Source organism: Haloferula luteola, from assembly GCF_014201715.1.
Lineage (GTDB): Bacteria > Verrucomicrobiota > Verrucomicrobiia > Verrucomicrobiales > Akkermansiaceae > Haloferula > Haloferula luteola.
Map to the genome: position 1 here is coordinate 184883 of NZ_JACHFD010000003.1, position 23213 is coordinate 208095.

A 23213-nucleotide genomic window follows, 5' to 3' on the forward strand; every position below is an offset into this window, starting at 1 on the left:
CCGAACGATCAGGCGATCGGCTGGTAATTCGTAGGCTCTTCGGTGATGACAATATCGTGGACGTGGCTTTCACGAAGCCCGCCAGGAGTGATCCGGGTAAACAGCGCCCGCTCACGCAGCTCAGCCAAATTGTTCGCACCCACATACCCCAGCCCCGAACGAAGTCCACCCATCAACTGGAACACCACGTCAGCCAAGGGACCTTTGTAAGGCACTCGCCCTTCCACCCCCTCGGCCACCAGCTTCCCAGACGAGTTCTGATTGTAGCGGTCGCCAGCACCCTTCTGCATCGCGCCGATCGAACCCATGCCGCGATACGTTTTGAACCGCCTCCCCTGCGAATAAACTGTCTGCCCCGGGCTCTCGCGCGTGCCCGCCAGCAGCGAACCCAGCATCACCAGATCCGCACCGGCCGCAATCGCCTTCACCACATCACCGGAATAGCGAATCCCACCATCGGCAATCACCCGCACACCACGCTCCCGGCAATAGCCCGCCACATTCTGAATGGCCGTGAACTGCGGCATCCCCACTCCAGAAATCACCCGTGTGGTGCAGATCGAACCTGGCCCCACCCCCACTTTGATCGCGCTGGCACCTGCATCCGCCAAATCTTTCGCTCCCTCCTCCGTCACCACGTTCCCGGCCACCACGGGGCGGTCCGATAGCTCGCGTAACTTCCCGATCACCTCCAACACCCGCATCGTGTGCCCCGTCGCGGCATCAATGAACAAAGCATCTGCACCTGCATCCAACACCGCCTTGGCGCGCTCCAGGAAATCAGGACCCACGCCCACCGCCGCGCCACAACGCAAACGACCATTGGGATCCTTCGCCGCCTCGGTGAACGCAGCACGCTTTTCAATGTCCGCACCGGTGATCAATCCCACCAGTCGACCTTCTCCATCCACCAGTGGCAACTTTTCGATCCGATTCTGATAGAGCACCCGCCGCGCCTCCTCCAACTCGGTCGTTGGCGGCGCCGTCACCAGCTTTTCCCGGGGCGTCATCACATCCGACACCTTGGCCGAGCCATCATCGAGATAGCGAATGTCACGCCCCGTGATCATGCCCTCCAAACGGCCTTGGGCATCCACCACAGGGAATCCAGAGAACCCATACTCCGCCATGATCGCCTTAACGTCGTCGACCGTCTGGTCACGGCGCACCGTCATCGGGCTCAAAATCACCGCGTTCTCCGAGCGCTTCACCCGCGACACCATCGAAGCCTGGGTATCGATCGGGCAAGCGCGGTGAATCACCCCCATGCCGCCCTCTCGGGCGAGAGCAATCGCCAGCTCCGCCTCCGAAACGGTATCCATCGCCGCCGAAACGACAGGAATGCGAAGCTGAATGTCTTGAGAAACCGAAGTCGAAAGATCGGTGTTAGCCGGGAGCACCGAGCTCAACCGGGGAGTCAAAAGGACGTCGTCGAATGAGAGACCAAGAGTGATGTCCGCCATGGCGGAGTCAATGGAGCCGGCCGGGGCGAATCAAGCCTGAATACACCCCAAGCTCGGAAAAACCTTCACGAAAGCGAGAAATCCAAGGGGGCGGGAATCGCCTGAACCTTCATGCCAGCCTGTTGGGCCGCCATGATGCCCGCTGGCGCATCCTCCACTGCCAGACACTTGGTTGGATCAACCCCGAGCAATTCAGCCGCCTTCAGGAACACATCCGGCGCCGGTTTGCCCACCGCCACATCGTCGGCCGTCACCACTTCATCGAACAAATCCGAGAGCTCCAATGCCTGCAGCGTCTTTTCGATCACCAGCCGCGTCCCCCCCGTCGCAATCGCCATCGGAATCCGTCCCCGACAACGGCGCGCAAATTCCACCACCTCCACAATCTCATCCACTTGAGGCAAACGCGCGAGAAAGGCTTCCCGCTTTTTCATCGCCACGGCTTCAGGATTCAACTTCAGGCCGTAGTCCCCGTTCAACTGAACCACGATGTCCTTCGTGGGCCGTCCGCCCATCGCATAAAAGACATCCTCCTGAAACACATTGGCGGCTCCATAGAATGCCAGCGCCTCACACCAAGCGGCGAAATGCGCAGGCATCGAGTTCACCAGAGTGCCATCACAATCGAAGACGATTCCTTCGATCCCATCCAATTCCCATTCGATGCTTCCGACGCTTGCCATCGGGGGCACGGCGTATCAGCCCCCCCGGATATGGCAAGCTAACATCGACTGCGACGACGACACATTTGCTCAACGCTTCGGATAGACTCCCGCAGGAATTTCTTTAACTCCCTCGCCGGTAGAGAATTCCGCAGAACCCTGGATCACAACCCCGTCAGCAAATCGAATATCGCCTTCCACCACCAAGCTGTCGCACCCAATCAACGAGGGCACTCCGAGCGCATCCAGCGAATCCACAAACTTGTGCCCGTCGTCCAATTTCACCACCGGTGGCCGACCTTCGCGGCGAGGATCGAGCAGGACCGTACCTCGGTCGTCCACCTGATAAGCGTCGGAGCGCAGCGCCAACAAATCTCCCGTCGTCTTCACCGGCGCAAAGCGGCTTCGCGGGACTTCCACCGCCGTCGCACCTTCAAAACATTCGATCGCAGCCCCCATCGCCGTTTCCAGCTGAATCACCGCAGTCGATGCCTTGTCGCGGGGATCCACTGTCTTGCGATTCCGAATCATCGGCAGCGGCAAGACTCCCCCTCCCTGCTCCAACCGTTCCTTCAATCGATCCAATCGCAGCCAAATCGAATTCGTATTGAAATAACGATGACGCTCGATGTCCTGAAAGCTGTCCAAATCCTCATCCGGGCATTGCGCCACCTCCCGCAGCAGCAAACGACCATCCGACCTGCGGCGTGCGAGGTGCCCCCCCTTGCGGTCCGCCGGGGTGCGCCGCGTCACCTCCATCATGAAAGGAGCTTCCGATTCCGCAAACCAGCGCAACAAGGCGGGATCTAACACCGCACCCAAATTGTCCGAATTCGACACAAACGCATATTTCACCCCTGCATCCAAAAGCCGATCCAACCACCCTGATCCAAGCAGCGCCGGATAAAGATCACCGTGACCCGGTGGACACCACTCCAACTCGGGATGGGCCTCACAGGTCGCCGGCATCAGCGTCTCCGCATCGATCTTCGGCGCTTGATTCTGCATCAACTCCACCTCGCTCCGCTCCGCCAACTCCACCGGAGCATGATCCGCAAGATGCCCCAAAGTATCGTCGCTCGTCGCAAAACTATTCATGAACAACAACCGCACCGGGGAACCCGTCGACTCCCGCAAGCTGCGAATCTGCCGAACAATCAAATCCAAAAACGTCACCCCAGGGCGCACCTCCAACAAACTCTTCACCTTCTCCAGACCCATGCTAGTGCCCAAGCCACCATTCAACTTGATCACCACCGTTTGCGCCAGCAACTCGGGATCGAACCCTCCTTCGCCCAACTCCACTTGCGGCAACTCCGTCGCCGGCTCCAGGGACTCTTCGGCAATCAAGCCGCTCTCATCCCGACACAGCGCCTCGTAATTGTGACGGAAGGCCCCAATCGCAGCCTCCATCACGCCCGCTGCTCTCATTTTTTGCTCGAAGGATTCAAAAGCCGCGCTACTCATCTTGAAGAAATTTTTTTGACGGCCCACGTCCTAGGGCAAGCCCGCAAAGCGCGGCACGAAAAAATCTCTTGAATACTTAATTTTGCGGATGGCACGTTTTCTGCTTGGAGTCTTTCAGGCGGAGATTTACAAGAGGACCGCAGCCCGGAATTCGGGCTCACTCGTATGGCCGAATCCTCGCTCCAGCAGTCGTTTTCCCAGCAGCAATCGCTCGCTCCCCAAATGCGGCGGAGCTTGGAGATTCTGCAGGCCAACTCGATGGAGTTGTCGCAGATGGTGCGGCAAGCCCTCGAAACCAATCCGGTGCTCGAGGACATCACCGAGGCCCCCTCTCTTGATGAAATGGGGCCCGATCCCGAGGAGGCCGATTCTCTCGATTATCTCAACGAAACGGATGACGACATCCGCGAGTTGATGATCATGGAACGGCGCAACCAAAGCTACTCTCAGGACGACGAAGAGCGCCGCGATCACCTCTACAACTCCATCGTCGCTCCTGAAACCCTGCAGCAGCATCTTGCCGCCCAGCTGCAGGTCGCCCTCCTCGACCCCGGCGTCCGCGTCGCCGCCGAAGCCCTGCTCGGCAACATGGACCCGCGCGGCTTTTTCGACCTCCCACCCACCGAGCTGGGAGTCCGCCTCGGCCTTCCCGCCGACGATGTCGAGTCCGCCACCGCCGTGATTCGTGGCTTCGACCCTCCCGGTATCGGCGCGATCGACCTTCGCGATTCCCTTCTTCTCCAACTCGAACGTCGCGGCCAAGGCTCCAGCATCGAACATCGCATTGTCTCCGATCACCTCGAAGACCTCGCCCGAAAGCGCTACCCACAAATCGCCCGGGCTCTCGGAACCAGCATCGACCGAATCTCCGAAGCCGCCGAAGCCATCGGCCGGCTCACCCCCAACCCCGGTGGCGAGTACGACCCCACTGGCAACCCGATGATCCGCGCCGACGTGATCATCGAAAAAGAAGACGAAGGCTGGATCGCCCGCCTCACCAACGAATACCTGCCCAAGCTTCGCGTCAGCGATTTCTACAAGGACCTGTTAGGCCGCACCACCAACGACACCAAGGCCCGCCAGTTTCTCCGCGACAACCTACGCGAGGGCCGCACCCTGATCCGTTCCCTGTCCCTGCGACAAGAAACGATCCTCAGCATTGCAGAAAAGCTCATCGAGCATCAGCCCGACTTCCTCGCTCGCGGTCCGCGTCACTTGCGACCACTGACGATGAACCAGATTGCCGACGAACTCGGCCTCCACGCCACCACCGTTTCGCGCGCCGTGGCTGGCAAATACGTGCTCACGCCCCACGGACTCATGGAAATGCGCTCATTCTTTGCAGCGGGCTACCAAACGGAGGACGGCAAGGAAGTCTCCAATGCTGGAGTTCGCGAGGCGATTCAGGGTCTGATTTCCCGCGAGTCCCCCTCCAAACCTCTCTCCGACGAAGCCATCGCCAAGGCCCTCAAAGGCCAAGGCATTCCAGTGGCACGGCGCACCGTTGCCAAATACCGCGACCAACTCGGCATTCTGCCCTCCCACCTCCGTCGCACCTTCTAAAGCTCCGAAAATCCGGGCAAATCCTCATCCGGGTTTGATCATCCGCCTCACCCCGGTTCTGTTGGGCCCGGCAGCTCATGAACATCGATCTCGTCAAACAAGCACTTCGCACCGTCAAGTATCCCGGCTTTTCCCGCGACATCGTCTCCTTCGGCCTTATCAAGGAAGTGACCGTCGAAGAGGGCGTGCTCCACGTCCGGATGGAGATTCAAACTCGCGACCCCGAGATCCCTCAACAGATCTTCAAGGCCAGCCACGAAGCCCTCGCGGAACTCCCCGATATCGGCACCCCGAAAATCGAGATCAACATCAAGGACGCCCCAGCCGGCACCGCCGAACAGGCGAACACCGGCAAATCCTCGATCCCCGGAGTGAAGAAAATCCTCGCCGTTGCCTCCGGCAAAGGCGGCGTCGGCAAATCCACCGTCGCGTCGAACCTCGCCATCGCCCTCGCCGCCACCGGCGCCAAGGTCGGCCTCTGCGATTGCGACCTCTATGGCCCCTCTGTGGCCATGATGTTCGGCAGCCATGATCGCCCCATGGCCAATGAACACGATGAAATCATCCCGATCGAAGCTCACGGCGTGAAGCTCATGTCCATGGGCTTCCTCCTCGAAGAACGCTCACCGGTCATCGTGCGGGGCCCCATGGCTACCCGCTACACCCAACAATTCCTCCGTCAGGTCGACTGGGGAGAACTCGACTATCTCGTCCTCGACCTCCCCCCCGGCACCGGAGATATCCAACTGACCATCGTGCAGACCGTCGCCGTCGATGGCGCCGTGATTGTCACCACACCGCAGGAAATCGCCCTCATCGATGCCCGGAAGGCCGTGTCCATGTTTGCCAAGGTCAACGTGCCGATTCTCGGACTGATCGAAAACATGGCCTGGTTTGAGTGCGACCACGGAACCCGCTACCATCTCTTTGGCAATGGCGGAGGCGCCGTGGAGGCCGCCACCATTGGCACCCCTTTGCTCGCTCAAATCCCCATCGAAGCCCCCGTCCGCGAGGGCGGGGATGCAGGCCGCCCCATTGCTCTCACCTCCCCCATCGACAGCGCCGCCTCGGCGGCTTTTCACGACTCCGCGGCCCAACTGGCCGCCCGCCTCAAGCCATGACCGGCCTCCCTGCCACCCGCCGTGTCGGTTCCGACATTCAGGCACTTCCCCCTCGACCATCCGGGTGGCCGACGAAATGCTTTCCCTGAATTACGTATGTCGCGCCGCACCAAGATCATCGTCACCCTCGGCCCCGCCACCGAGGCGGAAGAAACCATCGGCACCCTCATGGACCTCGGGACCAATGTGTTCCGCCTGAACATGAGCCACGCCAAGCATGAGTGGGCGCGTGAAATGTCCCGCCTCGTCCGCCGACAGGCCAGCCAACGGAGCATCCATGTCGGTGTCCTCTTCGATCTCACCGGACCCTCGATCCGCACCGGCGAGGTCGCCGAGCCCTACGAACTCGCCATCGGCAACCTCGTCGAGTTCCGCCGCGAAGGCACCGAACCCTCCATCCCGATTTCCACGACCGTCAACTACCCCGGCATGATGAATGACGTCGCCGAGGGCAGCACCCTCGTCGTCGACAACGGCACCCTCCTCATGCAGATCCAGTCCCGCCAAGACGACCGGATCATTTGCGAATGCAAAAATGCTGGTGTGCTCGGCTCTCGCCGCCACATCAACCTTCCCGGCACCCGGCTCAACTTGCCGGCAATGACCGAAAAGGACCGCCTCGACCTCGCCCTGGCAGTCGAGTGCGACGCCGATTATGTCGCCGGATCCTTCGTCCGCGATGCCGCCCACGTGCATGAAATCCGCAGCGCCATCGAGGCCCTCGAAGGCACCGCTCAGGTCGTTTCCAAAATCGAAGACCAAGAAGCCGTTCGCAACATCGACTCCATCATTCAAGCCTCCGACGTCATCATGATCGCTCGCGGCGATCTCGGCATCGAAGTGGCTTTTGAGGAATTGCCCCTCCTCCAGCGCCGCATCGTCAAACGCTGTCACGAACTCAGCCGCCGCGTCATCGTCGCGACCCAGCTGCTCGACTCGATGATCCAAAACCCCACGCCCACCCGCGCGGAAGTCACCGACTGTTCGAATGCCGTCTACGAAGAGGCAGATGCCCTCATGCTCTCCGGTGAAACCAGCGTCGGCAGCCACCCCCTACGCTGCGTCGATGCCCTGACCCGCATCGCTTCACGCATCGAGCGTTCGGGAGGCATGGGCTATGGCCAGGGAGTCCTCCTCCGTGAAGAACGCCAGAAGACCGCCAAAGCGGCAGTCACCCTGGTCGATTCCATGCCCGACGCCCGACTCGTCGTGCTCACCCGCCGCGGCGTCCTGGCCAACCACACCGCCATGCTCCGGCCCCGCACTCGCGACTTCTACGCCTTCACCCCCAGCGAAATCGTTTGCCGCCAACTTTCCGTAAGCCGCAACGTCACCGCCCTGCGGCTTCCCTTCGCAGCCAGCATTGATGAAACCATCAAACGCGCTGCTTCCCTCCTCATCGAGCGCGGCCACATCACACCAGGCACCCCGTTGGTGATCGTCTCAGACATCCTGTCGGATCACATCGCGGCCAACTCGATCATCCTTCACCACGCGTGATTCTGTCCGCTGAGGCGGCATCTTCGCCTCAGCCCGCCTGCGTGCGGCCACTCCAGATCCAGAGCTGAGGATCCAGCTCGGCCCGCGCAGCGGCAGCAAGTGCCTCCGGATCGGCGCCCTCTCCCAAGACGGCAAACATTGTCGAACCGGAACCGCTCATCAAGGCCCCCTCCACACCTTCCTGCCTGAGCAGCCACAACTTCACCTCCGCGAGAAAAAGGAACTTCCGAAATACCGGTCGCTCCAAATCATTGACCAACTCGCCCCAGGAGAATCGCTGGGGCGCTTCATCCATTCCCTCCAGCGGCAGCGCCTCCTTCCAGCGCCCATAGGCATCAGGAGTCGAAACCCCGAAGCCCGGTTTCAAGAGCATCACTCGCAGGGATGGCACCGTCGGACCCGGCCCAAGCTGCTCCCCCCGACCCGTCACCCGCGCCACGGGCGATCCCAAAAAGAACGGAATGTCCGATCCCAATCGCGCCGCCCATTCCTGCAAAGTCTCTACCGGCACCCTCCCCTCCCACAGCGCATTCAATCCGGCCAAGACCGCAGCCGCGTCGCTACTCCCCCCGCCCAATCCCGCTCCGTGCGGCACCCTTTTCTCGAGGCGAATCGCCAACGGCTGACGCATTCCCGTTTCCTCACGGAACAAATCCCGCGCACGCAGAACCAGATTGCTGCCATCCGTCGGTACGCCAGGAGCCTCACAAACAAAGGCATCCTCCTCGCTGGGCTCTAACGAAATTCGATCCGCCAACCCCTCCAGCCGGACCATGACCGAATCGATCTCATGAAATCCATCGTCCCTCCGCCGGACAACCCGGAGAGATAAATTCAGCTTGGCAGGCGCTTCAACGATCACGGACGGCATCATGCGGAACCACCGCACCGGATCAATGCCAACATCCGTCCCGTCTGCCCCTTCTCCATCCGATAACTGTAGTAGCGCTCGCGATCTGCCGCCGTGTCGCACCAACAGTCGAAATAGCTCCCGATCCCCGCTGCCACTGCCTGCCGACCAATTTCCGCGGCAATGTCCACCTCGTAGTGGGGCGGCCGAATGCACGGAGAAAGCACCGCCACCAGATCCTCGGGCTCACATCCAAATGCCTCCTTCATCCTCGCCACCGCCCGAACCAAGATTTCGCCCTCAGTCCCCTTCTTTCCCGAATGCAAAAGACCCACCGCTCCCAATCGACGGTCTGCCAGCCAAATCGCACCACAGTCGGCCACATAAATTCCCAACACCTCGCCAGGTTCCGCGCACAACAAGCCATCCACCCCCGGCACCACCGGCTCACCATCCTCCCCCTCACAGGTCGCCGCACCAGGGACCACCGCCAGCTCATTTCCGTGAACCTGCTCCGCCCGCCACCAATGGGCCGATCCCACCTGTCGCTCCGCCTCAATCCGATGCACCGGCATCAGGCGCCGCAACACCTCAGCACGCTCCGTCACCACATCGATCCCAGCCACCCTCTCCACCCAGCCGGCACGCACGCCAGGAATCGAAAGAATCGGTTCTAAAAAAGAAAAAGCCTCCGCCACGGGGGACACCGTAGCGGAGGCGTGGAAAACCGACAAACAGGGGGTATGTCAGCAGGGTCTGTGAAGCCCTCAGGCAATCTCGCGGCTCTTCAAGGCACGCTTGGTATGCTCAACCGCTTCCGCTTGATCCTCGTCCATTTCCGAAAGGACACCCGCCAAATCACTGGCGATTTCCTTGCGCATTTTGGAGACGAGTTCGACACCCTTCTGCGTAATCCGCACCATGATCTTCCGGCGATCCTCTGCCGCATGGACACGCTCCACATAGGAGAGCTTCTCCAAACGGTCGACAAGGCCGGTCGCGGCAGCCGTCGAGTGACCCATCTTCTTAGCGATATCCGACATCGTCAGATATTCCTCGCTTGCAAGATAAGCCAACAGGAAAAACTGCGGAAACGACACGTTGCCTTTGTTGAGGCTGGTCGAAAGGTTCAGGATGCAGCTGCGCTGCGTGAAGAGGACAAAATCAGCGAGACGATTCGCATCGGCATGCAGAGAAGGGCTTTCGCCCGGGGTGCTCAGTTTCATGGCTGGTGTTAGGATTCATGGTTCGGGACAAGTAAGGGAGCACAGCCTTTGCGGGATGGAGACTAGCAATGCCTGCGAACGGTAAGCAAGGTTTAATTATAAAAATTCCGTTCCTGCATGGTCCAGAGCTCAAGTTTTTTGGGGAAATTCGACCCTTCGAGTCCCCAATCCATCGACCTTCCAATTTTTTAAGGATCCTTGAAAAGAGCGGACTTCTGAAAAGCCGACCCCTCTCTCCAAAGACGCGCGGATCAGTTCATTCCCCCCGGCATCATCGCCGGAAAATCAGGAATCGCCGGGCCCTCCGCTGCCGGGGCCGGATCCGGAGTGAAATCGGGAGAGGTTTCCAACATGGGTCGACCATACACCGCATCCCCCGGCTCCACCGAACCCGACCGCAAATCAGCCGCCGCGAACCGCCCCAAATGCTCCCCACTCACCGTCAGCGCTGCCGTCCGCCCCCCCTCCCCGACCGTCGTCAGCAACAACCCCTGCCCCAAGGCCACCTCTCCATAAGTTTCCACGAGAGCAAATCCATCCGCTGCATGAACCGAAGCGATCTTTCCCACCAGCTTCGGAGCCGTCGCCGAAGGTGTTTCCAACTCCGGGTCCGACGCCCCACACCCGAGCAAACCGAGGGCAAAAATCGACACGAGCGGCAAGGAGCGGATCATGCCCCCCACCCCACACGATGGCCTCCGATCCTGCAAGCCATCGGCATGATCGAAAATATATCACTTCTCCCCATTGACGAGACTCTCTGCCTGTGATTGAACCCGTCCGACCCAAACCCCAACGGATCGGTGGCTGAGTGGTCGAAAGCACTCCTTTGCTAAAGGAACGTACCTCAAAAGGGTACCGAGGGTTCGAATCCCTCCCGGTCCGCCACTTTTGTCGTTACTACGAACTCCCGGTGCCTCACCGGAGTTTTTCAGCATTTCTCTGATGCTGAGATGGTTGGAAAACATGCGGAGATCCACCCGATACCATGCAGTTCGGATTTGGGTCGCAAAGGCCTCCTTCTCGCACGGCAACTCGTCCTTTTCCGGGTCGAAGCGCGATACTTGGATGTCCTTCACCAGCAGCCCCATCAGCTCGGACTGTTCCTCGAACGTCAGCTCCTCAAACAAGGCCGAAAACTCCGTGAGTTTCTCGCAGATGATCCCCTCATCCGTAACGAGATTGCGCCGGTGATCGATCTCCATCCGCAGCTTTTGCCGCTCATCCTGAAGCTCGGACTTCCGCTTTCCGGCTACATTGGCCTCTTGGATGAAATCGGCTGAGAGATTTTTCAACTCCGGACGTTTCGCCAACCCGATCAGGCGGGAAACTTCCTCCGAAACGGCAGCAAGTTCTTTCTCAATCTCCCTGAGCTTGCGCTCAAAGGGCTTGGACGCTTGCTCCTGCTCCTTTCGTGCCGATTCCGTTGTGGCCCGGATGATTTCAGGATGTCGACCCAGCTCGCCCATGAGCTTGAGGATGAAGTCCTCGAACGCGCGGCCAGGCAGGTTTCGCAACTCGCACGCCGCCGTTTTGCCGTGCCTGTTGAGGTCTCCGCAAACGTAGTAAACGTATGGATTGCCGTCCTTGTCCTTCTTGCCCGCTGGTTTCGGGATCAAATGCTTGCCGCAATGTCCGCAGCGCAGAATCCCCTTGAGAAGCATCTGGTGGCGATTGCGCTGCCGCATCTTCGTGTCTCCCGCTGGGAGCTTCACTCCAGCGGTGAGAACCTTGTTGGCTGCTTTCCAGAGCTTCTCATCGACGAGCGCCTCGTGCCGCGCGGGATACTCCGCGCCATCATGAACGATCACTCCGCGATACAGAGCGTTGCGCACCATGCGCGACACATTTTGTCCAACCCACCGCTTGCCGCCGGTGGCTTTCGCTGAGCCGTCCTTGCGGGTCTCGGTGCGCCGCTTGGTGCGAACACCATCCTTGTTGAGCTGTCGCGCGACCGCCACCAAAGGCGCTCCCCCAGCAATCTGTTCGAAGATCGAACGAACAATCACCGCTTCTTCTTCGAGCGGATGGAGAAGCTTGTCTTCCACCGAATAGCTGTAGCCGAATGGCGGATTGCCTCCGTTCCAATAGCCTCGCTTGCTCCGCTCCGCGATCTTGTCCGAAACCCGTTGTCGGGTGAGCTGGCGTTCCCATTGGGCCAAAGAAAGCAACAGATTGAGGAAGAGTTCACCGGTCGGGGTATCGGTCGAGAAAGCCTCAGTGGCTGAAACGAACACCACTCCATGGCGCTCGAAGATTTGATGCAGCTCGTAGAAATCGGCAATGGAACGCGTGAGGCGGTCGAGCCGATAGACAACGACGGCTTGAATATGTCCCGCCTCGATGTCCGCCAGCAGCTCCTTGAGCGCCGGGCGATCCGTCGATCCCCCCGAATAGCCACCGTCCTCGTAAATCCGCCCCAGTGACCAGCCGTCCGGCTCCTTCATCGCCACGGCGTGTTTGCAGATACCCGCCTGGGATTCCAGCGTGCTGAAATCCTTGCCCTGCCATTGCTCGTCGGTGGAACAGCGGCAGTAAATCGCCGCCCGAATTGCCCGTGATCCGTTCGATTTCACGAGTTCGTATTAGACTCAAACTGCCAATTTATTCAACCTCGAAACCAACCCTTTACTCTCTCTCAATCGACTATCGCTTTTCAGGCCGCTGTACCAACTGTCACAGATGCCAGCCTGTAGCGGATGCTGCGGGTATTCCCGTGCTTTGTGAGATGGCCCATGGCGACGAGTGCTTCCAGACGCCGATAGGCCGTTGCTCGGGAGAGCCCAAAGCGTTCGCGGATTTCCTTCGGAGTGGCTTCCCCGACTTGGGCCAGAAACACGACGATGGGATCAGCATTTTCAGGGAGGGCAGGCTGCTTGCGTTGAGCCGCTTCCACAGTCTCACGCTGCGCCTTCCTGCTAATCGCACGGGCTAAAAGCTCCCCAATTCGCTGGAAGCGCTTTTGCTCACTTTGATCAATCTCCCCCATCGTCGCAATTGAATACGGGAAACGGGGCGAGGGTGGCCGGAGCCGCCGAGGATTTGCTTCCCTGGACCGTCTTGCTTCAGCAACGCAAGTCAGTTAGATTTGATTCCATATTGGAATCAAATGTGGGAGATGAGATTTGGGAATTCCAGAGTGGATAGCGGTGATTTCGGTGGTGGTGGCTTTGCTGTCGCTCGCAGTTCAACAGCACTGGACGCGCCAACAAGCAAAGGCCGATGCCAGAGCAAAGCAATACGACCGCACTCAAGCTCTAATTCTTAGAACCATGGATGATCCCGAACTGCTGCTAGCGATCAGTGGAGGCTCATCCGAAGATCAAAAGCAACGACGTTTCAGGCAGCTTTGGGTCAATCACGTCGAAATGTTTTTCCGCCAGCGACACCTTTTTGATCGTCCTCATTGGAAAGGCACGATCTATGATATTCGCGATTTCATGAATATGCCCGTCATGCGCGGGCATTGGCTTGCTCACAAGGATTACTACGCGCCGGATTTTCAGCGATTCATGGAGTGTGAGGTATACGCGGGAAAGGCGGAACCTCGGCAGGCCGAGGCTCCGCCTGAAGAGCCTCAGGCCTCGACAACTTGAGCCGCAATTTTCTTCAATACCGAAAGCGGGATGCGAACAAAATCCTCGCCTGGAGGCGCGGACAGCTCGGCTCGTTCGTGATCCCCCAGCTTGTAGCCTTGCACGAATGCATGCTCCCCTTTGGTGAGGATGGCTGCGGGGCACATTCCGCCATTACACAGCTCAGACATCGGGCCGTTTTCTCCCAGGATCTTCTGTATCGTCATGATTGTAAGTGATTTGATGATTTTGTGCTTTGTATGCGATAAAGTGAACGGAATAAGGATTCTGTTCAGGAGGGATGAAAATGAGGTCGTTATATGACGGCAGAGGTGATCGAAAATATGTCTCGTTTGCCGAGAGGTTGGCCTTTGGTGAGGCGGCCTCAAAATTGCCCAATTTGAAGCACCAGCTCTTTTGTTTGGTGCTGCTCAACACGGGTTGCAGGATCTCCGAAGCCCTTTCTCTGCGGCGCGCTCACGTGGATGTTGGCGGTGGTGCTCTTGTGTTCCTGACGCTCAAGCAGCGGGGAGAGGTCAACTATCGCCCAGTCCCGGTACAAGACTCTCTGATCGAGGCTCTCATGGTGCTACCCACCTCAGAGGATGGCCGTCTTTTTGACTTTGGCCGGACAACGGGATGGAAGCTCGTGAAATGGTGTATGGACTCAGCGGGGATAAGCGGCATCAAAGCAACGCCCAAGGGGTTGCGCCACGGCTACGCAATTGGCTGCGTGTCCATTGGTCTGTTCCAGGGGGACATTCAGGGCCTGCTTGGTCACAAACGACCTGAAACCACCGCAATCTACACCACCCACATCACCGAGGACATTCGCGGCAAATTCCACAAAATCTGGATCGGAGGTGGCGCTCAAACAAAGTCATGAGGAAGCCGCCTACGATGGTAGGCGTAGAATCATTTTCCTTGAGGAAGAGGCCGCGAATCGGGTAAGATTGAAGGCGTGAACAGAATCCTTATTTCGTTCACTTTCAAGAGGAAATCGCCGCCAAGTGATGACGGTGGAAAGGAAAAGAATTAGGCGGGGAAAAGAGTCGGGTATCGATCCCCGGCCCCCTACACACGACCCGCCTTTTGGGCGTAATGGCGCGAAGGAGATCAGATCGGATGTATCGTCACCTTCGTTGCCGTTGCGTTCCCCGATTTTTTGGAGGAGAACTTCTATGCCCGATCAATTCATCCCGTCGCCTAGGCTGATGCTCGCTCTGGAGTGGTTGGAGCAGTATCTGGATGAGGTGGTGGAGTCGCTTGATCTCTTGTCGATCGACAGCACGCGCCATTGAGGCGCGTGGGAGTTTTCTCGAACTGGCTTTATGGGGCCTACTCGAAAACACCCAAGCACGCACTGCTGCCGAGCGGTCGTCCCGTGTCGCCTTCGTCCCCGCCGCAACGGTGTTCCGTCCCCGCGAAGACGCGGCGGCCCAGAAAGCTAAGGAGCTGCACTCCTCGCGCCCGCCACGAAAATAGCCCGGACCGTGGCTCGGCTCGTTCCTTGCCTGCGCCCGCACCATCCGGACGATTTTCATGGCCGTTGCTACCCTGCCTTTGGAGAGAGCTTCTATCGGTTCCATGCGGAGCATGAAACCTGAGGGGCAAGGGAGGTGTCCATTTTGACAACGCCGCATGGATCGGACAAAATGAATAGAGCCCTCGAAAGGAGATTCCCATGACTCACCGCAATTACTTTGACCCTCCGCCAACTGAGGCGGCGCGAACTGGTCCACCGGCCCCCGACCTCTATTGTCTGAGCCGAGAGCTTTTTGGCGGCTCAAAGGGCGTGGATTTGGAGGCTCCAACTCGTCAAACCTCCCGCAACCCTGCTCGGAGCCCAAAACTCTAGCGGCTCAGTAGAGCCGAGAAACTCTAGCGGCTCAGTAGAGCCGAGAAACTCTAGCGGCTCAGTAGAGCCGAGACACAATACCCTAACGCTGCGCATTAGGTTTTCCAAGGTGATGACAAGGTCCGTTCCAAGCTGGATCCAAGGTTCATGCAAGGGTGCGCAAAGGTGGCGACAAGGTTCTTCCGGGCTAGCAAACCACCGCTTCTTCGAATGGATCCTAGCTTCCCCCCCGTTTCAAGCCGGAATATCAGCACCCGATCTCACCCCGTTTTAGCTTGGCTTGCATAGCCGGGATATCACGCACAAGGTTCCGATTTCTCCTTGGCATTTCAACGGTCTGGGGAAAGATACCGCAAGAAACGCGACCCAAATACGCCGCCCGGATCGTCTGCGAATAAAACTCTTAGCCTAAGAATGAAGAGGATCGGAACAACATCAACAGGAAGCGTGATCGTCGAGATGACGACTCAAGAGTTCGAGGCTCTTCAGCAACTTCAGGTAGGCGCCCCGTCCAACGGGAAGAAGGCCACGACCACGCAGGAGGCACCGCCCAAGATGACTCATTCCGAGCGTGTAACCTATGTCGCAGAACGGCTCCAGAAGCTCGGTCCGAAGAAGAAGGACGGGGTCATCCGTTCCATTGAAGCGATGTTTCAGTTTGGCGGAGGCATCGAGTCCGCTGAGATCGATAGACTGCTCACCACGTTGCAGAAGAAGAAGTTTTTCACGATTTCGACGGACGGCAGGGTAGGATACAATAAAGGCTAGTAAGTCGCAGCGCCCAACCGCCTGACCCGCTCCGAGTCAAATTTCCCCCGTGATTCCAACCCTCAACCCACAGTCTACGTGCGGCTGCCGTCAGGCAGTTGGCGTGCTATGACGTTCGCTAGAAAACTATGGAACCACTTCCTCCAGCAATCAAAGACGACAACTTCCCAACCGATATCGACGATAGGGAGTCCAACGCTAATTTCAAAAACTTTGTCGTAGAGATGCCTTTGACTTACGCGTGGGCAAGCGGAACCATCCCCCAGACGATTACCTCCGCCAAGCAAATCAGGCCTGGCGTGCTCTTGGTCAAAATGAGGGACTTGATGTTCGGTGGCAACGGCTACGGTCTTTTCATCTTTGGTCGGGATCCTGCTCTTATGGATTGGACCAAGCCCGTATGGATGCAATCGTGGAATGGCCTCGCTTCAGATCTCGATTCCGCGGAGCGCCGTTTGGGAAGCAATAATATGGATGTAGCCATTGTTGTGCATCCCGATGCTCCGCCTCCCGAGCGTCTGGCGACACCGGAAGAACTTAAATAAGAGAAGCGAACAAGGCGTCAAGAATCCCCCGCAAGGCCCGGCCTCCTCGTTCGGGGGAAATGGGGGGGGGCAAAAGAGACCGGGGCTTGCGGGGGATTCTTGACGCCTTGCTGGTGTGGCAGCAAGACGGTCGCGACTATGGACGACTTCCCTGCGAGCGATATTACGGCTTTACGGCCCCGTATATGCGTTACCTTCTCCCCTTAAAGCTTGCTAAGATTAGGAATATATTGACATTGTCGGCTTAAATATGTTAGAATGCGCCATTCTCGGGATCATTGCGCGTTGGTGAGGTGTTATGTTGAAACACATTGAAACGAATTCCCTGAAACGCTTTTCCGGTTTTTCTGCTATTCTGAACCTAGAATAGGAGAGATCCCCCAGTGCTCTGGATGAGCGCCCTGAATCACCCGGTCATGTTCCGCATGGCCGGGTTTTTTGTGGCCTGATTCCGGGCCAGGGCCCACGCAATCCCGTATTTCCCAATCAACAACCCATGGAGGCATGAATGGCTCAAAGCCAATGGAGGAAGGGCGACCTCAGATCCGTCCATCAACGCGTCACCGAACGCATCATCGAACAGCTTGAACAAGGTGTCGTGCCCTGGCACTCACCCCATATCGCAAAGATTGGCTTCCCGCGGAACTACCAGTCCGAAAAAGCCTATCGAGGCATCAATGTGATGCTCCTCGCCATGGCAGGGTATACCTCCCCGTGGTTTCTGACCTACAAACAGGCCCAAGGTCGCGGGGGGCAGGTTCGCAAAGGAGAAAAAGGCTACCCCATTGTCAAATTTGGCTCCTACAGCAAGGAGCTGGATGACGGTGAGGAGGAGAAGCGGCATTTCCTGCGTCTCTACACCGTCTTCAATGCCTGTCAGATCGACGGCATCGAGTTTCCTCAAGCTGATCTTCCCCCCTTTACCGCTTCGACCAAGACTTACGTGGCGAAAGCCATCGTCACCCAGATGCCCCATCCTCCCGCAATCCATGAAGGCCGGTCGGTCCGCACTTGCTACGATCCTGTGGCAGACGCCATCGACATCCCTCATCGTTCCTATTTCGAAAGTGGTGAGCGGTTCTATAAAAGCCTGTTCCATGAAATGGTCCATTCCACTGGAGCGGCCAAACGGCTGGCGAGGAAGTCCCTGATGGATAACCGGGGGATTTCCATGTCCGACAAGACGATCTACGGGAAGGAGGAACTGGTGGCGGAGATCGGTGCAGCGTTCCTCTGTGCCCATGCGGGGATCGTCATGGACAACCATGAGAATTCGGCTTCCTACATCAGCTCCTGGCTCACAGTTCTCAAGCAGGGGAGCAACCAACGCTGGATCGTTGAGGCTGCCGGGCAGGCACAGCAGGCCGTCGATTACATCCTCAAGGTGGAGCTATAGCCGATGGAACTTCAAACGCCTCCAAGCGACGCTCAGCGCCCGTATTCTTGCACTACTTTAGCGGACCGCTGGGGTGTGTGTCGACAAACCATCCACAACATGATTCGGCAAAATCGAATCGAAAACACCTTCACGGTGGGAAACATGATTAGAATCCCTGCATGGGAAGTAAGGAGAATTGAAAAATGTGGAATGACCACCCCGTCCTCTATCGAGGAAAATACTACGCCGTCAGTGGCAGCGGAAACAACAAACGAAGAAGATCGCTTTCAACGACTAAGTTGGACATGGCGCGGAGTCGACTAGCCGACCTCATCGCTGGGAGCCGTAAGGCCCCAAGTCTGATCAACGAGATCTTCGAACTCTATCGGGAGCACAAAGAAGACAGCCGCGACCGGCTAAGATACAAATGGAAGGTGCTTGAACCTTATTTCGGCCATCTTCGACCAGATCAGGTCTCCCGAAAGGTCTGTCTTGCCTATCGCGAAGCCAGGCAAGTTGGCAACGGGACAATCATCAGGGAACTGGGAGTTCTTCGGGCTGCCCTTCGTTGGCACGATCCCAATACCCCCGCAGTGTTCGAGTTCCCGGCGTCTCCTCCGCCTCGTCATCGCCATTTGAGCCGTGAAGAGGTTACGAAACTGATCGATGCCTGTGAGCAGCCCCACGTTCGGCTTTACATCGTGCTGGCACTCTGCACGGGAGCGAGGAAAGGGGCTTTGCTCGACCTTACTTGGGATCGAGTCGATTTTGACAATGAGCTGATCGACTTGGGCGTCGGTGAAGGTAACAAGGGCCGTGCCACTGTTCCTATCAATCGGACTGCACTGGAGACCCTCAAAGAAGCCAGAAAGGGAACTCTGAGCAATCATGTGATCGAGTACCAAGGCAAGGCTCTGAAGGACATCAAGCGCGGCTTCCAGACGGCGGTTAAAGCGGCTGGTCTGAAAGATGTCTACCCACACGCACTCCGACATACCGCTGCCGTTTGGATGGCCGAGGATGGCGTCCCGATGTCAGAAATTGCCCAGTTTCTTGGGCACAGCTCTACAAGGGTGACCGAGAAGGTTTACGCACGCTACACCCCGAACTATTTACGGAAGGCAGCTACTTCGTTGGAGTTGGGTGCAATTGCACCCTTTTTTCGAGGTGACACCGGGGAGCGCAATCTTCGCAAACCTAAGGTGAGTATGGCGCGAGTGACGGGACTTGAACCCGCGGCCTCCGCCGTGACAGGAACACGGGAGCGCGTCCATATGAGAAAATCCGTGTCAATCGAGTTCAACCGGCATCCATTTCGGACCATCTTGAAGTAGAACATCCAGTGAACAGGGGTGCAATTGCACCCCCGACCGCCGCCCGTCGCGACCGCTTTCGATCCAGGCGGCAATTCAAGGGTGCATCACGATTACCTTTGCCTATCCCAAGCCCCTCCTCGGAGGGGCTTTTTCATTTATACCCACCTCAACAGAAAGGATCACCCCCATGATCACACGACCATTTCATGGCCCCATCGGCCTGTCTCACGACCCTATAGGGTCATGCTGCTCGAACAGCTCGATTCACAGGATAGCAAGATGTGGTTTTCCGTGCCGGAAAACCCTCCATCTTGGCAAGGGGCGGACTGACCGTCCCCCCGTTGCATCCCCCCTGTATCCACGGCGCTTGGTTGCACCGATTTCGACCTTCCTCCGGTTGCGGCAGGCTCGCCGCGCGTATCGGGAGGTGTAGTCATGGCCCGTCCCACCCTATCCTCCGACCGCCACCGTCTGCATCGCATCGTGTTTCGCCTGACTGACGGCGAGCATCGCGATCTCGCACGCCGCGCGAAGCAGTTGGACCGCCGCGCCAATGAGCTTGCCCGCATGCTCCTTCTCTCCGCTTTGGAGACGCCCGGTCAGGAGACCTCCTACTACGATCCAGCGGTTGTCAGCGAATTGAATGCCATCGGAAACAACCTCAACCAGATCACCAAGGGCATGCACATAACCGGGAGGTTGTCTCCCACCGTCACCGCGTTGTGCCAACGCATCGAAGACCTCATCGACGAGGCCATCGGGAAGGAGAATGAATAATGGTTCCCAGACTCGCAGCCCAAGGATGCTCCTTCAGCGGTGCTTTCCAATACTATTTCCACGACAAGAACGCCCGCACCCAGAACCGCGTCGCTTGGACGGAGACACTGAACATGGTGACGGAAAAGGTGGAGAAGGCGTGGAAGGTCATGGCCTACACCGCCAAGCATCAAGAGCGCTTGAAGGAAGCTTCCCATCAAAAACGATCCGGCGCGAAACTCAAAAATCCCGTGCTGGCCTTTTCTTTGAGCTGGCATCCCGAGCAAAAACCGGATCGGAACGCGATGATGGAGGCGGCCCGCACTTCACTGGCCAAGCTCGGCCTCACCGATCACGAAACCATGATCGCTTGTCACAGCGACGAGCCTCAGCCCCACATCCATCTCATAGTGAACAAAGTCCATCCCCGGACGGGACTGGTGGCCTGCCTGAAGCACGCCAAGCGCAAGCTCCAGGATTGGGCGCGCGACTATCAGAAAAAGGAGAGAACCATGTACTGTCCCCAGCGTGAAGAAAACTACCGTAAGCGTGAAGAAGGTCGCAAAACCCGCTATGCAAATCCGGCCATCGTCAAGGCATGGCAGAACAGCCATGATGCAAAATCCTTTGTTCAGCAGCTTGCAGCCAAAGGCTATGAACTGGCGCAGGGGCGCAAGCGTCTCGTGGTCGTCGATCCTTACGGCAAATCGTCCAACCCGACCCGCGACCTGAAAGCCGCACTTGGCGACAAATTCAAGGAGCAGGAATTTCGGGATCGATTGGCTGGGATTGAACCGTCGTCGCTACCGACACCGGAGGCAATCAAGGAGCGGCGCACCGCCGAAGAGAACAGGCGAAATGAAAGGTTGCGGGCTTTTGAAGAGAAAGCCGCCGAATTGATCGGTAAGCAGGCTGGGAAGCATCACGAAGAACGCTTGTCGCTCGCGAATCGTCATCATCAGCGCATTGAGCACAAGCGAACCGAGTTGGAAACTTTCTACTGCATCGGCGAACAGAATGTGCAGATTAACAGGTTGCAGGATCAACTCCGCAATCCGGGGTTCGTCCAACGGATCAGCTTCAAACTCTTCAAAACGGATCGAAAGCTTGAGCGCGCTCTTCGTGAGATCGAGATGCAGCAGACCGATGCCAAGAGGCGCATGAACGAAGCCATCGGCACGCTGAAAAAAGAGCGTGATCGTGATTTCGGGCAGTTAGAGCGTATGCATGCTCAGGAGATTGAAGAGCTAAAGAGGCGTTTGGACGCATGGCGTCCGTCCGACCGTAGCCGTCGTGTTCATGAGAGGGAGCATACTTGTGACCTCGCCCTTGGTCGTGACGGTCCGGGCTTGAGCCGATGATTTGGCGGGGAAAGTCTTCCCCTCGCGGCTATTACATGCGCCACTACCCCTTCTGCGGGGACACCCCGCAATATTGCCGGTCTGGAGTTATTCATCAGGGTGAGGAAGCGGGCTTTCATAGCCCGTCCGCCTCCCCGAGCCCTGTGAGTAACTCCACCGGCCCCAGCCGGAAGGAGGTGGATTGTGACCTGGATTTTTGGCTTCATGATCTCCCATCTTTTGGTGGGACGCACCGGCGCGGCACGAATCACATACCCCGTGGACGGAGGTCTCTTCGGCACTCACGTCTGAGGCGTTGCAACTCGGCCGCGTCGGTCGGCCTTCTCCAAAATGAACACTCAGATGCTGGCCCCACAGGCCCATTCAATATTGCCTTCAATGGAGAGGACAGGCGTCCGGAAGGTGGGGTCACTACAACCATGAACCATCAACAACCATGTCCAACAACGACAGAAACGAAGCATATGCAGCCATTGTCGGCATCGACTGGGCCGACGAGGTCCATGCTGTTTGCCTCTGGGATGCGACCACTGAATCGATCACGCACTCGGACCTTTCGAGCAAGCCGGAGGCAGTCGATGCCTGGCTGGACGAGTTGGCAAAGAAGTATCCGCTCAAGTCGGTTGCCATCGCCATGGAGCAATCGAAAGGCGCACTGATCAACCAGATGGCCGATAGGGCGGACCTTGTAATCTTCGCGCTTAATCCTGCCACTGTCGCCAGATTTCGGCAGGCGTTCTCTCCGAGCATGCGGAAGGACGATCCGTCCGACGCCCTGATTCTAATGGAACTTGTCCGCACTCACGGACAAAAGCTGCGACGCAGGAAGGCATTGGATCCGGCAAGCCGACGGCTTAACATCCTCGTCGAGAACAGGCGCGGGATGGTCGATCTGCGCGTCAGCCTCAGCAATCGCCTCAGGCAGGCGCTCAAGGACACCTTCCCACAAGCTCTGGAGCTCATCGGACAGGAGATCTACACTCCGCTGGCGACCGACTTTCTGAAGCGCTGGTCTTCGCTCGCAGATCTCCAGCGCGCTCGTTTGGCTACGGTCCGCAAGTTTTACTATGCCCATCAAGTGCGACGGAAAGACGTGGTCGAACGCCGCATACGAAAGATTGGGGAGATGGTTCCCCCCACGACAGATGACGCGGTGCTGGATCCAGCCAGGCTGCTGATCGTGGCGCTTTGCCGCCAACTCGCGGCTGTGCAGGACAGCATCAAGTCATTCGACAAGGAGATAGTAGAGGCGTTCGCTAAGCATCCCGATGCGCCGATCTTCCGATCATTACCAGGCGCGGGCGAGGGCCTTGCTCCTCGACTGGCAGCCGCATTTGGCAGCGACAGGTCCAGGTTTGAGAGCGCCAGTGCAATTCAGAGAGCAAGTGGGATCGCGCCAGTCAAGATCACCAGTGGCAAGATGTCACGAACCTGCAGGCGGATCTCGCGTAGCCTTTTCCTACACCAGACCTTCTTTGAGTTCGCGTCCAAGAGCATCCAATTCTGTGGGTGGGCGAGGTCCTACTACGATGCCCATAGGTCTGCGGGGAAATGCTATGGCTCGGCGATTCGTGCTTTGGCCTTCAAGTGGCTGCGCATCATCTTCGCCTGCTGGAAGAACCATGAAGTCTACGATGAGGCGAAATACGTCGCACAGTTGGTAAAGCGGGGCTCACCCCTTGTGGCTTGAGTGGAGTTAACAGGCTTATCGGGCCGGATGATGCCATGGCGTCATTCTGAAGAAAAACTCACCGTAAGAACTCTCGGACCTTCACAGCCAGAGTCGCTGGAGCTTGCTGTGTAC

22 protein-coding genes, 1 tRNA gene and 1 pseudogene are annotated in these 23213 nt (G+C 58.0%); 14 read left to right on the forward strand and 10 right to left on the reverse strand.

Features of this window, described 5'->3' with window-relative positions; genetic code table 11:
- Window positions 1-8 precede the first annotated feature (8 nt).
- The 3 genes from guaB to HNR46_RS04235 form a co-directional block, all read right to left on the reverse strand.
- Entirely contained in the window at window positions 9-1463 is a 1455-nt protein-coding gene (guaB, locus tag HNR46_RS04225; protein ID WP_184016110.1) for an IMP dehydrogenase, read from the reverse strand.
- A gap of 65 nt (window positions 1464-1528) precedes the next feature.
- The gene (locus tag HNR46_RS04230; RefSeq protein WP_184016112.1) at window positions 1529-2146 is read right to left on the reverse strand and encodes an HAD family hydrolase; all 618 of its coding nucleotides are present in this window, start codon (window positions 2144-2146) and stop codon (window positions 1529-1531) included.
- Window positions 2147-2215: 69 nt separating this feature from the next.
- The gene (locus HNR46_RS04235) at window positions 2216-3556 is read right to left on the reverse strand and encodes a UTP--glucose-1-phosphate uridylyltransferase (RefSeq protein ID WP_184016114.1); all 1341 of its coding nucleotides are present in this window, start codon (window positions 3554-3556) and stop codon (window positions 2216-2218) included.
- 201 nt (window positions 3557-3757) lie between these two features.
- Here HNR46_RS04235 and rpoN point away from each other — a divergent pair, with 201 nt between their 5' ends.
- The 3 genes from rpoN to pyk all read left to right on the forward strand — a co-directional run bounded on the left by rpoN (window position 3758) and on the right by pyk (window position 7776).
- Window positions 3758-5155 (forward strand): RNA polymerase factor sigma-54, encoded by a 1398-nt coding sequence (gene rpoN, locus HNR46_RS04240; RefSeq protein WP_184016116.1) that lies wholly within the window; start codon window positions 3758-3760, stop codon window positions 5153-5155.
- Window positions 5156-5232: 77 nt separating this feature from the next.
- Window positions 5233-6276 carry an Mrp/NBP35 family ATP-binding protein gene (locus HNR46_RS04245; protein WP_184016118.1) on the forward strand — a complete coding sequence of 348 codons (1044 nt, stop codon included), beginning with the start codon at window positions 5233-5235 and terminating at the stop codon, window positions 6274-6276.
- Window positions 6277-6372: 96 nt separating this feature from the next.
- The gene (pyk, locus tag HNR46_RS04250) at window positions 6373-7776 is read left to right on the forward strand and encodes a pyruvate kinase (RefSeq protein WP_184016120.1); all 1404 of its coding nucleotides are present in this window, start codon (window positions 6373-6375) and stop codon (window positions 7774-7776) included.
- Between the two features lie 28 nt (window positions 7777-7804).
- On the opposite strand, the gene ispE is transcribed toward pyk, so the two are convergent.
- The 4 genes from ispE to HNR46_RS04270 form a co-directional block, all read right to left on the reverse strand.
- Entirely contained in the window at window positions 7805-8650 is an 846-nt protein-coding gene (gene ispE, locus HNR46_RS04255; RefSeq protein WP_184016122.1) for a 4-(cytidine 5'-diphospho)-2-C-methyl-D-erythritol kinase, read from the reverse strand.
- On the reverse strand, window positions 8647-9276 hold the full coding sequence (locus HNR46_RS04260; RefSeq protein ID WP_221285005.1) for a purine nucleoside phosphorylase YfiH/LACC1 family protein: 630 nt from the start codon (window positions 9274-9276) through the stop codon (window positions 8647-8649). Before HNR46_RS04260 ends, ispE begins: the two co-directional genes overlap by 4 nt.
- A 117-nt stretch (window positions 9277-9393) precedes the next feature.
- Entirely contained in the window at window positions 9394-9852 is a 459-nt protein-coding gene (locus tag HNR46_RS04265) for a MarR family winged helix-turn-helix transcriptional regulator (protein ID WP_184016126.1), read from the reverse strand.
- A gap of 251 nt (window positions 9853-10103) precedes the next feature.
- Entirely contained in the window at window positions 10104-10526 is a 423-nt protein-coding gene (locus HNR46_RS04270; protein WP_184016128.1) for a hypothetical protein, read from the reverse strand.
- A 123-nt stretch (window positions 10527-10649) separates the two neighbouring features.
- Between HNR46_RS04270 and HNR46_RS04275 the strand changes: the two genes are divergently transcribed.
- Together HNR46_RS04275 and HNR46_RS04280 are read left to right on the forward strand one after the other, a co-directional pair.
- Window positions 10650-10740: transfer RNA gene (locus tag HNR46_RS04275), tRNA-Ser, on the forward strand.
- A 65-nt stretch (window positions 10741-10805) separates the two neighbouring features.
- Window positions 10806-11135: a hypothetical protein gene (locus HNR46_RS04280; protein WP_184016130.1), complete on the forward strand. Its 330-nt coding sequence runs from the start codon at window positions 10806-10808 to the stop codon at window positions 11133-11135.
- A 246-nt stretch (window positions 11136-11381) separates the two neighbouring features.
- Here the strand turns inward: HNR46_RS04280 and HNR46_RS21485 are convergent.
- Both HNR46_RS21485 and HNR46_RS04295 read right to left on the reverse strand, forming a co-directional pair.
- Window positions 11382-12428: pseudogene (locus HNR46_RS21485) on the reverse strand (recombinase family protein); the annotation flags it as partial.
- Between the two features lie 80 nt (window positions 12429-12508).
- Window positions 12509-12841 (reverse strand): helix-turn-helix domain-containing protein, encoded by a 333-nt coding sequence (locus HNR46_RS04295; RefSeq protein WP_184016132.1) that lies wholly within the window; start codon window positions 12839-12841, stop codon window positions 12509-12511.
- 160 nt (window positions 12842-13001) lie between these two features.
- On the opposite strand from HNR46_RS04295, the gene HNR46_RS04300 reads away from it, so the two are divergent.
- Entirely contained in the window at window positions 13002-13448 is a 447-nt protein-coding gene (locus tag HNR46_RS04300; RefSeq protein ID WP_184016134.1) for a DUF6082 family protein, read from the forward strand.
- Here the strand turns inward: HNR46_RS04300 and HNR46_RS04305 are convergent.
- Complete coding sequence (locus tag HNR46_RS04305; protein ID WP_184016136.1) at window positions 13430-13618, reverse strand: hypothetical protein; 189 nt, start codon at window positions 13616-13618, stop codon at window positions 13430-13432. The genes HNR46_RS04300 and HNR46_RS04305 overlap by 19 nt on opposite strands.
- A 110-nt stretch (window positions 13619-13728) precedes the next feature.
- On the opposite strand from HNR46_RS04305, the gene HNR46_RS04310 reads away from it, so the two are divergent.
- The 8 genes from HNR46_RS04310 (at window position 13729) to HNR46_RS04345 (ending at window position 23099) form a co-directional block, all read left to right on the forward strand.
- Window positions 13729-14313 (forward strand): tyrosine-type recombinase/integrase, encoded by a 585-nt coding sequence (locus tag HNR46_RS04310; protein WP_184016139.1) that lies wholly within the window; start codon window positions 13729-13731, stop codon window positions 14311-14313.
- Window positions 14314-15699: 1386 nt separating this feature from the next.
- Window positions 15700-16053 carry a hypothetical protein gene (locus tag HNR46_RS04315; RefSeq protein WP_184016141.1) on the forward strand — a complete coding sequence of 118 codons (354 nt, stop codon included), beginning with the start codon at window positions 15700-15702 and terminating at the stop codon, window positions 16051-16053.
- A gap of 128 nt (window positions 16054-16181) precedes the next feature.
- Window positions 16182-16598: a hypothetical protein gene (locus HNR46_RS04320; protein ID WP_184016143.1), complete on the forward strand. Its 417-nt coding sequence runs from the start codon at window positions 16182-16184 to the stop codon at window positions 16596-16598.
- A gap of 508 nt (window positions 16599-17106) precedes the next feature.
- Window positions 17107-17994 carry an ArdC family protein gene (locus tag HNR46_RS04325; RefSeq protein WP_184016145.1) on the forward strand — a complete coding sequence of 296 codons (888 nt, stop codon included), beginning with the start codon at window positions 17107-17109 and terminating at the stop codon, window positions 17992-17994.
- A 185-nt stretch (window positions 17995-18179) separates the two neighbouring features.
- The gene (locus HNR46_RS04330) at window positions 18180-19310 is read left to right on the forward strand and encodes a tyrosine-type recombinase/integrase (RefSeq protein ID WP_184016147.1); all 1131 of its coding nucleotides are present in this window, start codon (window positions 18180-18182) and stop codon (window positions 19308-19310) included.
- Window positions 19311-19727: 417 nt separating this feature from the next.
- Window positions 19728-20069 (forward strand): plasmid mobilization protein, encoded by a 342-nt coding sequence (locus tag HNR46_RS04335; RefSeq protein WP_184016149.1) that lies wholly within the window; start codon window positions 19728-19730, stop codon window positions 20067-20069.
- Between the two features lie 113 nt (window positions 20070-20182).
- Window positions 20183-21409: a relaxase/mobilization nuclease domain-containing protein gene (locus HNR46_RS04340; protein WP_425491673.1), complete on the forward strand. Its 1227-nt coding sequence runs from the start codon at window positions 20183-20185 to the stop codon at window positions 21407-21409.
- 436 nt (window positions 21410-21845) lie between these two features.
- Window positions 21846-23099, forward strand: a complete 1254-nt coding sequence (locus HNR46_RS04345; RefSeq protein ID WP_184016153.1) for an IS110 family RNA-guided transposase — start codon at window positions 21846-21848, stop codon at window positions 23097-23099.
- The last annotated feature ends 114 nt before the right edge of the window (window positions 23100-23213 follow it).

Coding starts and splice junctions, on each gene's coding strand:
- guaB (WP_184016110.1), bottom strand. CDS start 1,463: ATGGCGGACATCACTCTTGGTCTCTCATTCGACGACGTCCTTTTGACT.
- HNR46_RS04230 (WP_184016112.1), bottom strand. CDS start 2,146: ATGGCAAGCGTCGGAAGCATCGAATGGGAATTGGATGGGATCGAAGGA.
- HNR46_RS04235 (WP_184016114.1), bottom strand. CDS start 3,556: ATGAGAGCAGCGGGCGTGATGGAGGCTGCGATTGGGGCCTTCCGTCAC.
- rpoN (WP_184016116.1), top strand. CDS start 3,758: ATGGCCGAATCCTCGCTCCAGCAGTCGTTTTCCCAGCAGCAATCGCTC.
- HNR46_RS04245 (WP_184016118.1), top strand. CDS start 5,233: ATGAACATCGATCTCGTCAAACAAGCACTTCGCACCGTCAAGTATCCC.
- pyk (WP_184016120.1), top strand. CDS start 6,373: ATGTCGCGCCGCACCAAGATCATCGTCACCCTCGGCCCCGCCACCGAG.
- ispE (WP_184016122.1), bottom strand. CDS start 8,650: ATGATGCCGTCCGTGATCGTTGAAGCGCCTGCCAAGCTGAATTTATCT.
- HNR46_RS04265 (WP_184016126.1), bottom strand. CDS start 9,852: ATGAAACTGAGCACCCCGGGCGAAAGCCCTTCTCTGCATGCCGATGCG.
- HNR46_RS04270 (WP_184016128.1), bottom strand. CDS start 10,526: ATGATCCGCTCCTTGCCGCTCGTGTCGATTTTTGCCCTCGGTTTGCTC.
- HNR46_RS04280 (WP_184016130.1), top strand. CDS start 10,806: ATGGTTGGAAAACATGCGGAGATCCACCCGATACCATGCAGTTCGGAT.
- HNR46_RS04295 (WP_184016132.1), bottom strand. CDS start 12,841: ATGGGGGAGATTGATCAAAGTGAGCAAAAGCGCTTCCAGCGAATTGGG.
- HNR46_RS04305 (WP_184016136.1), bottom strand. CDS start 13,618: ATGTCTGAGCTGTGTAATGGCGGAATGTGCCCCGCAGCCATCCTCACC.
- HNR46_RS04310 (WP_184016139.1), top strand. CDS start 13,729: ATGAAAATGAGGTCGTTATATGACGGCAGAGGTGATCGAAAATATGTC.
- HNR46_RS04315 (WP_184016141.1), top strand. CDS start 15,700: ATGAAGAGGATCGGAACAACATCAACAGGAAGCGTGATCGTCGAGATG.
- HNR46_RS04320 (WP_184016143.1), top strand. CDS start 16,182: ATGGAACCACTTCCTCCAGCAATCAAAGACGACAACTTCCCAACCGAT.
- HNR46_RS04325 (WP_184016145.1), top strand. CDS start 17,107: ATGGCTCAAAGCCAATGGAGGAAGGGCGACCTCAGATCCGTCCATCAA.
- HNR46_RS04330 (WP_184016147.1), top strand. CDS start 18,180: ATGTGGAATGACCACCCCGTCCTCTATCGAGGAAAATACTACGCCGTC.
- HNR46_RS04335 (WP_184016149.1), top strand. CDS start 19,728: ATGGCCCGTCCCACCCTATCCTCCGACCGCCACCGTCTGCATCGCATC.
- HNR46_RS04340 (WP_425491673.1), top strand. CDS start 20,183: ATGGTGACGGAAAAGGTGGAGAAGGCGTGGAAGGTCATGGCCTACACC.
- HNR46_RS04345 (WP_184016153.1), top strand. CDS start 21,846: ATGTCCAACAACGACAGAAACGAAGCATATGCAGCCATTGTCGGCATC.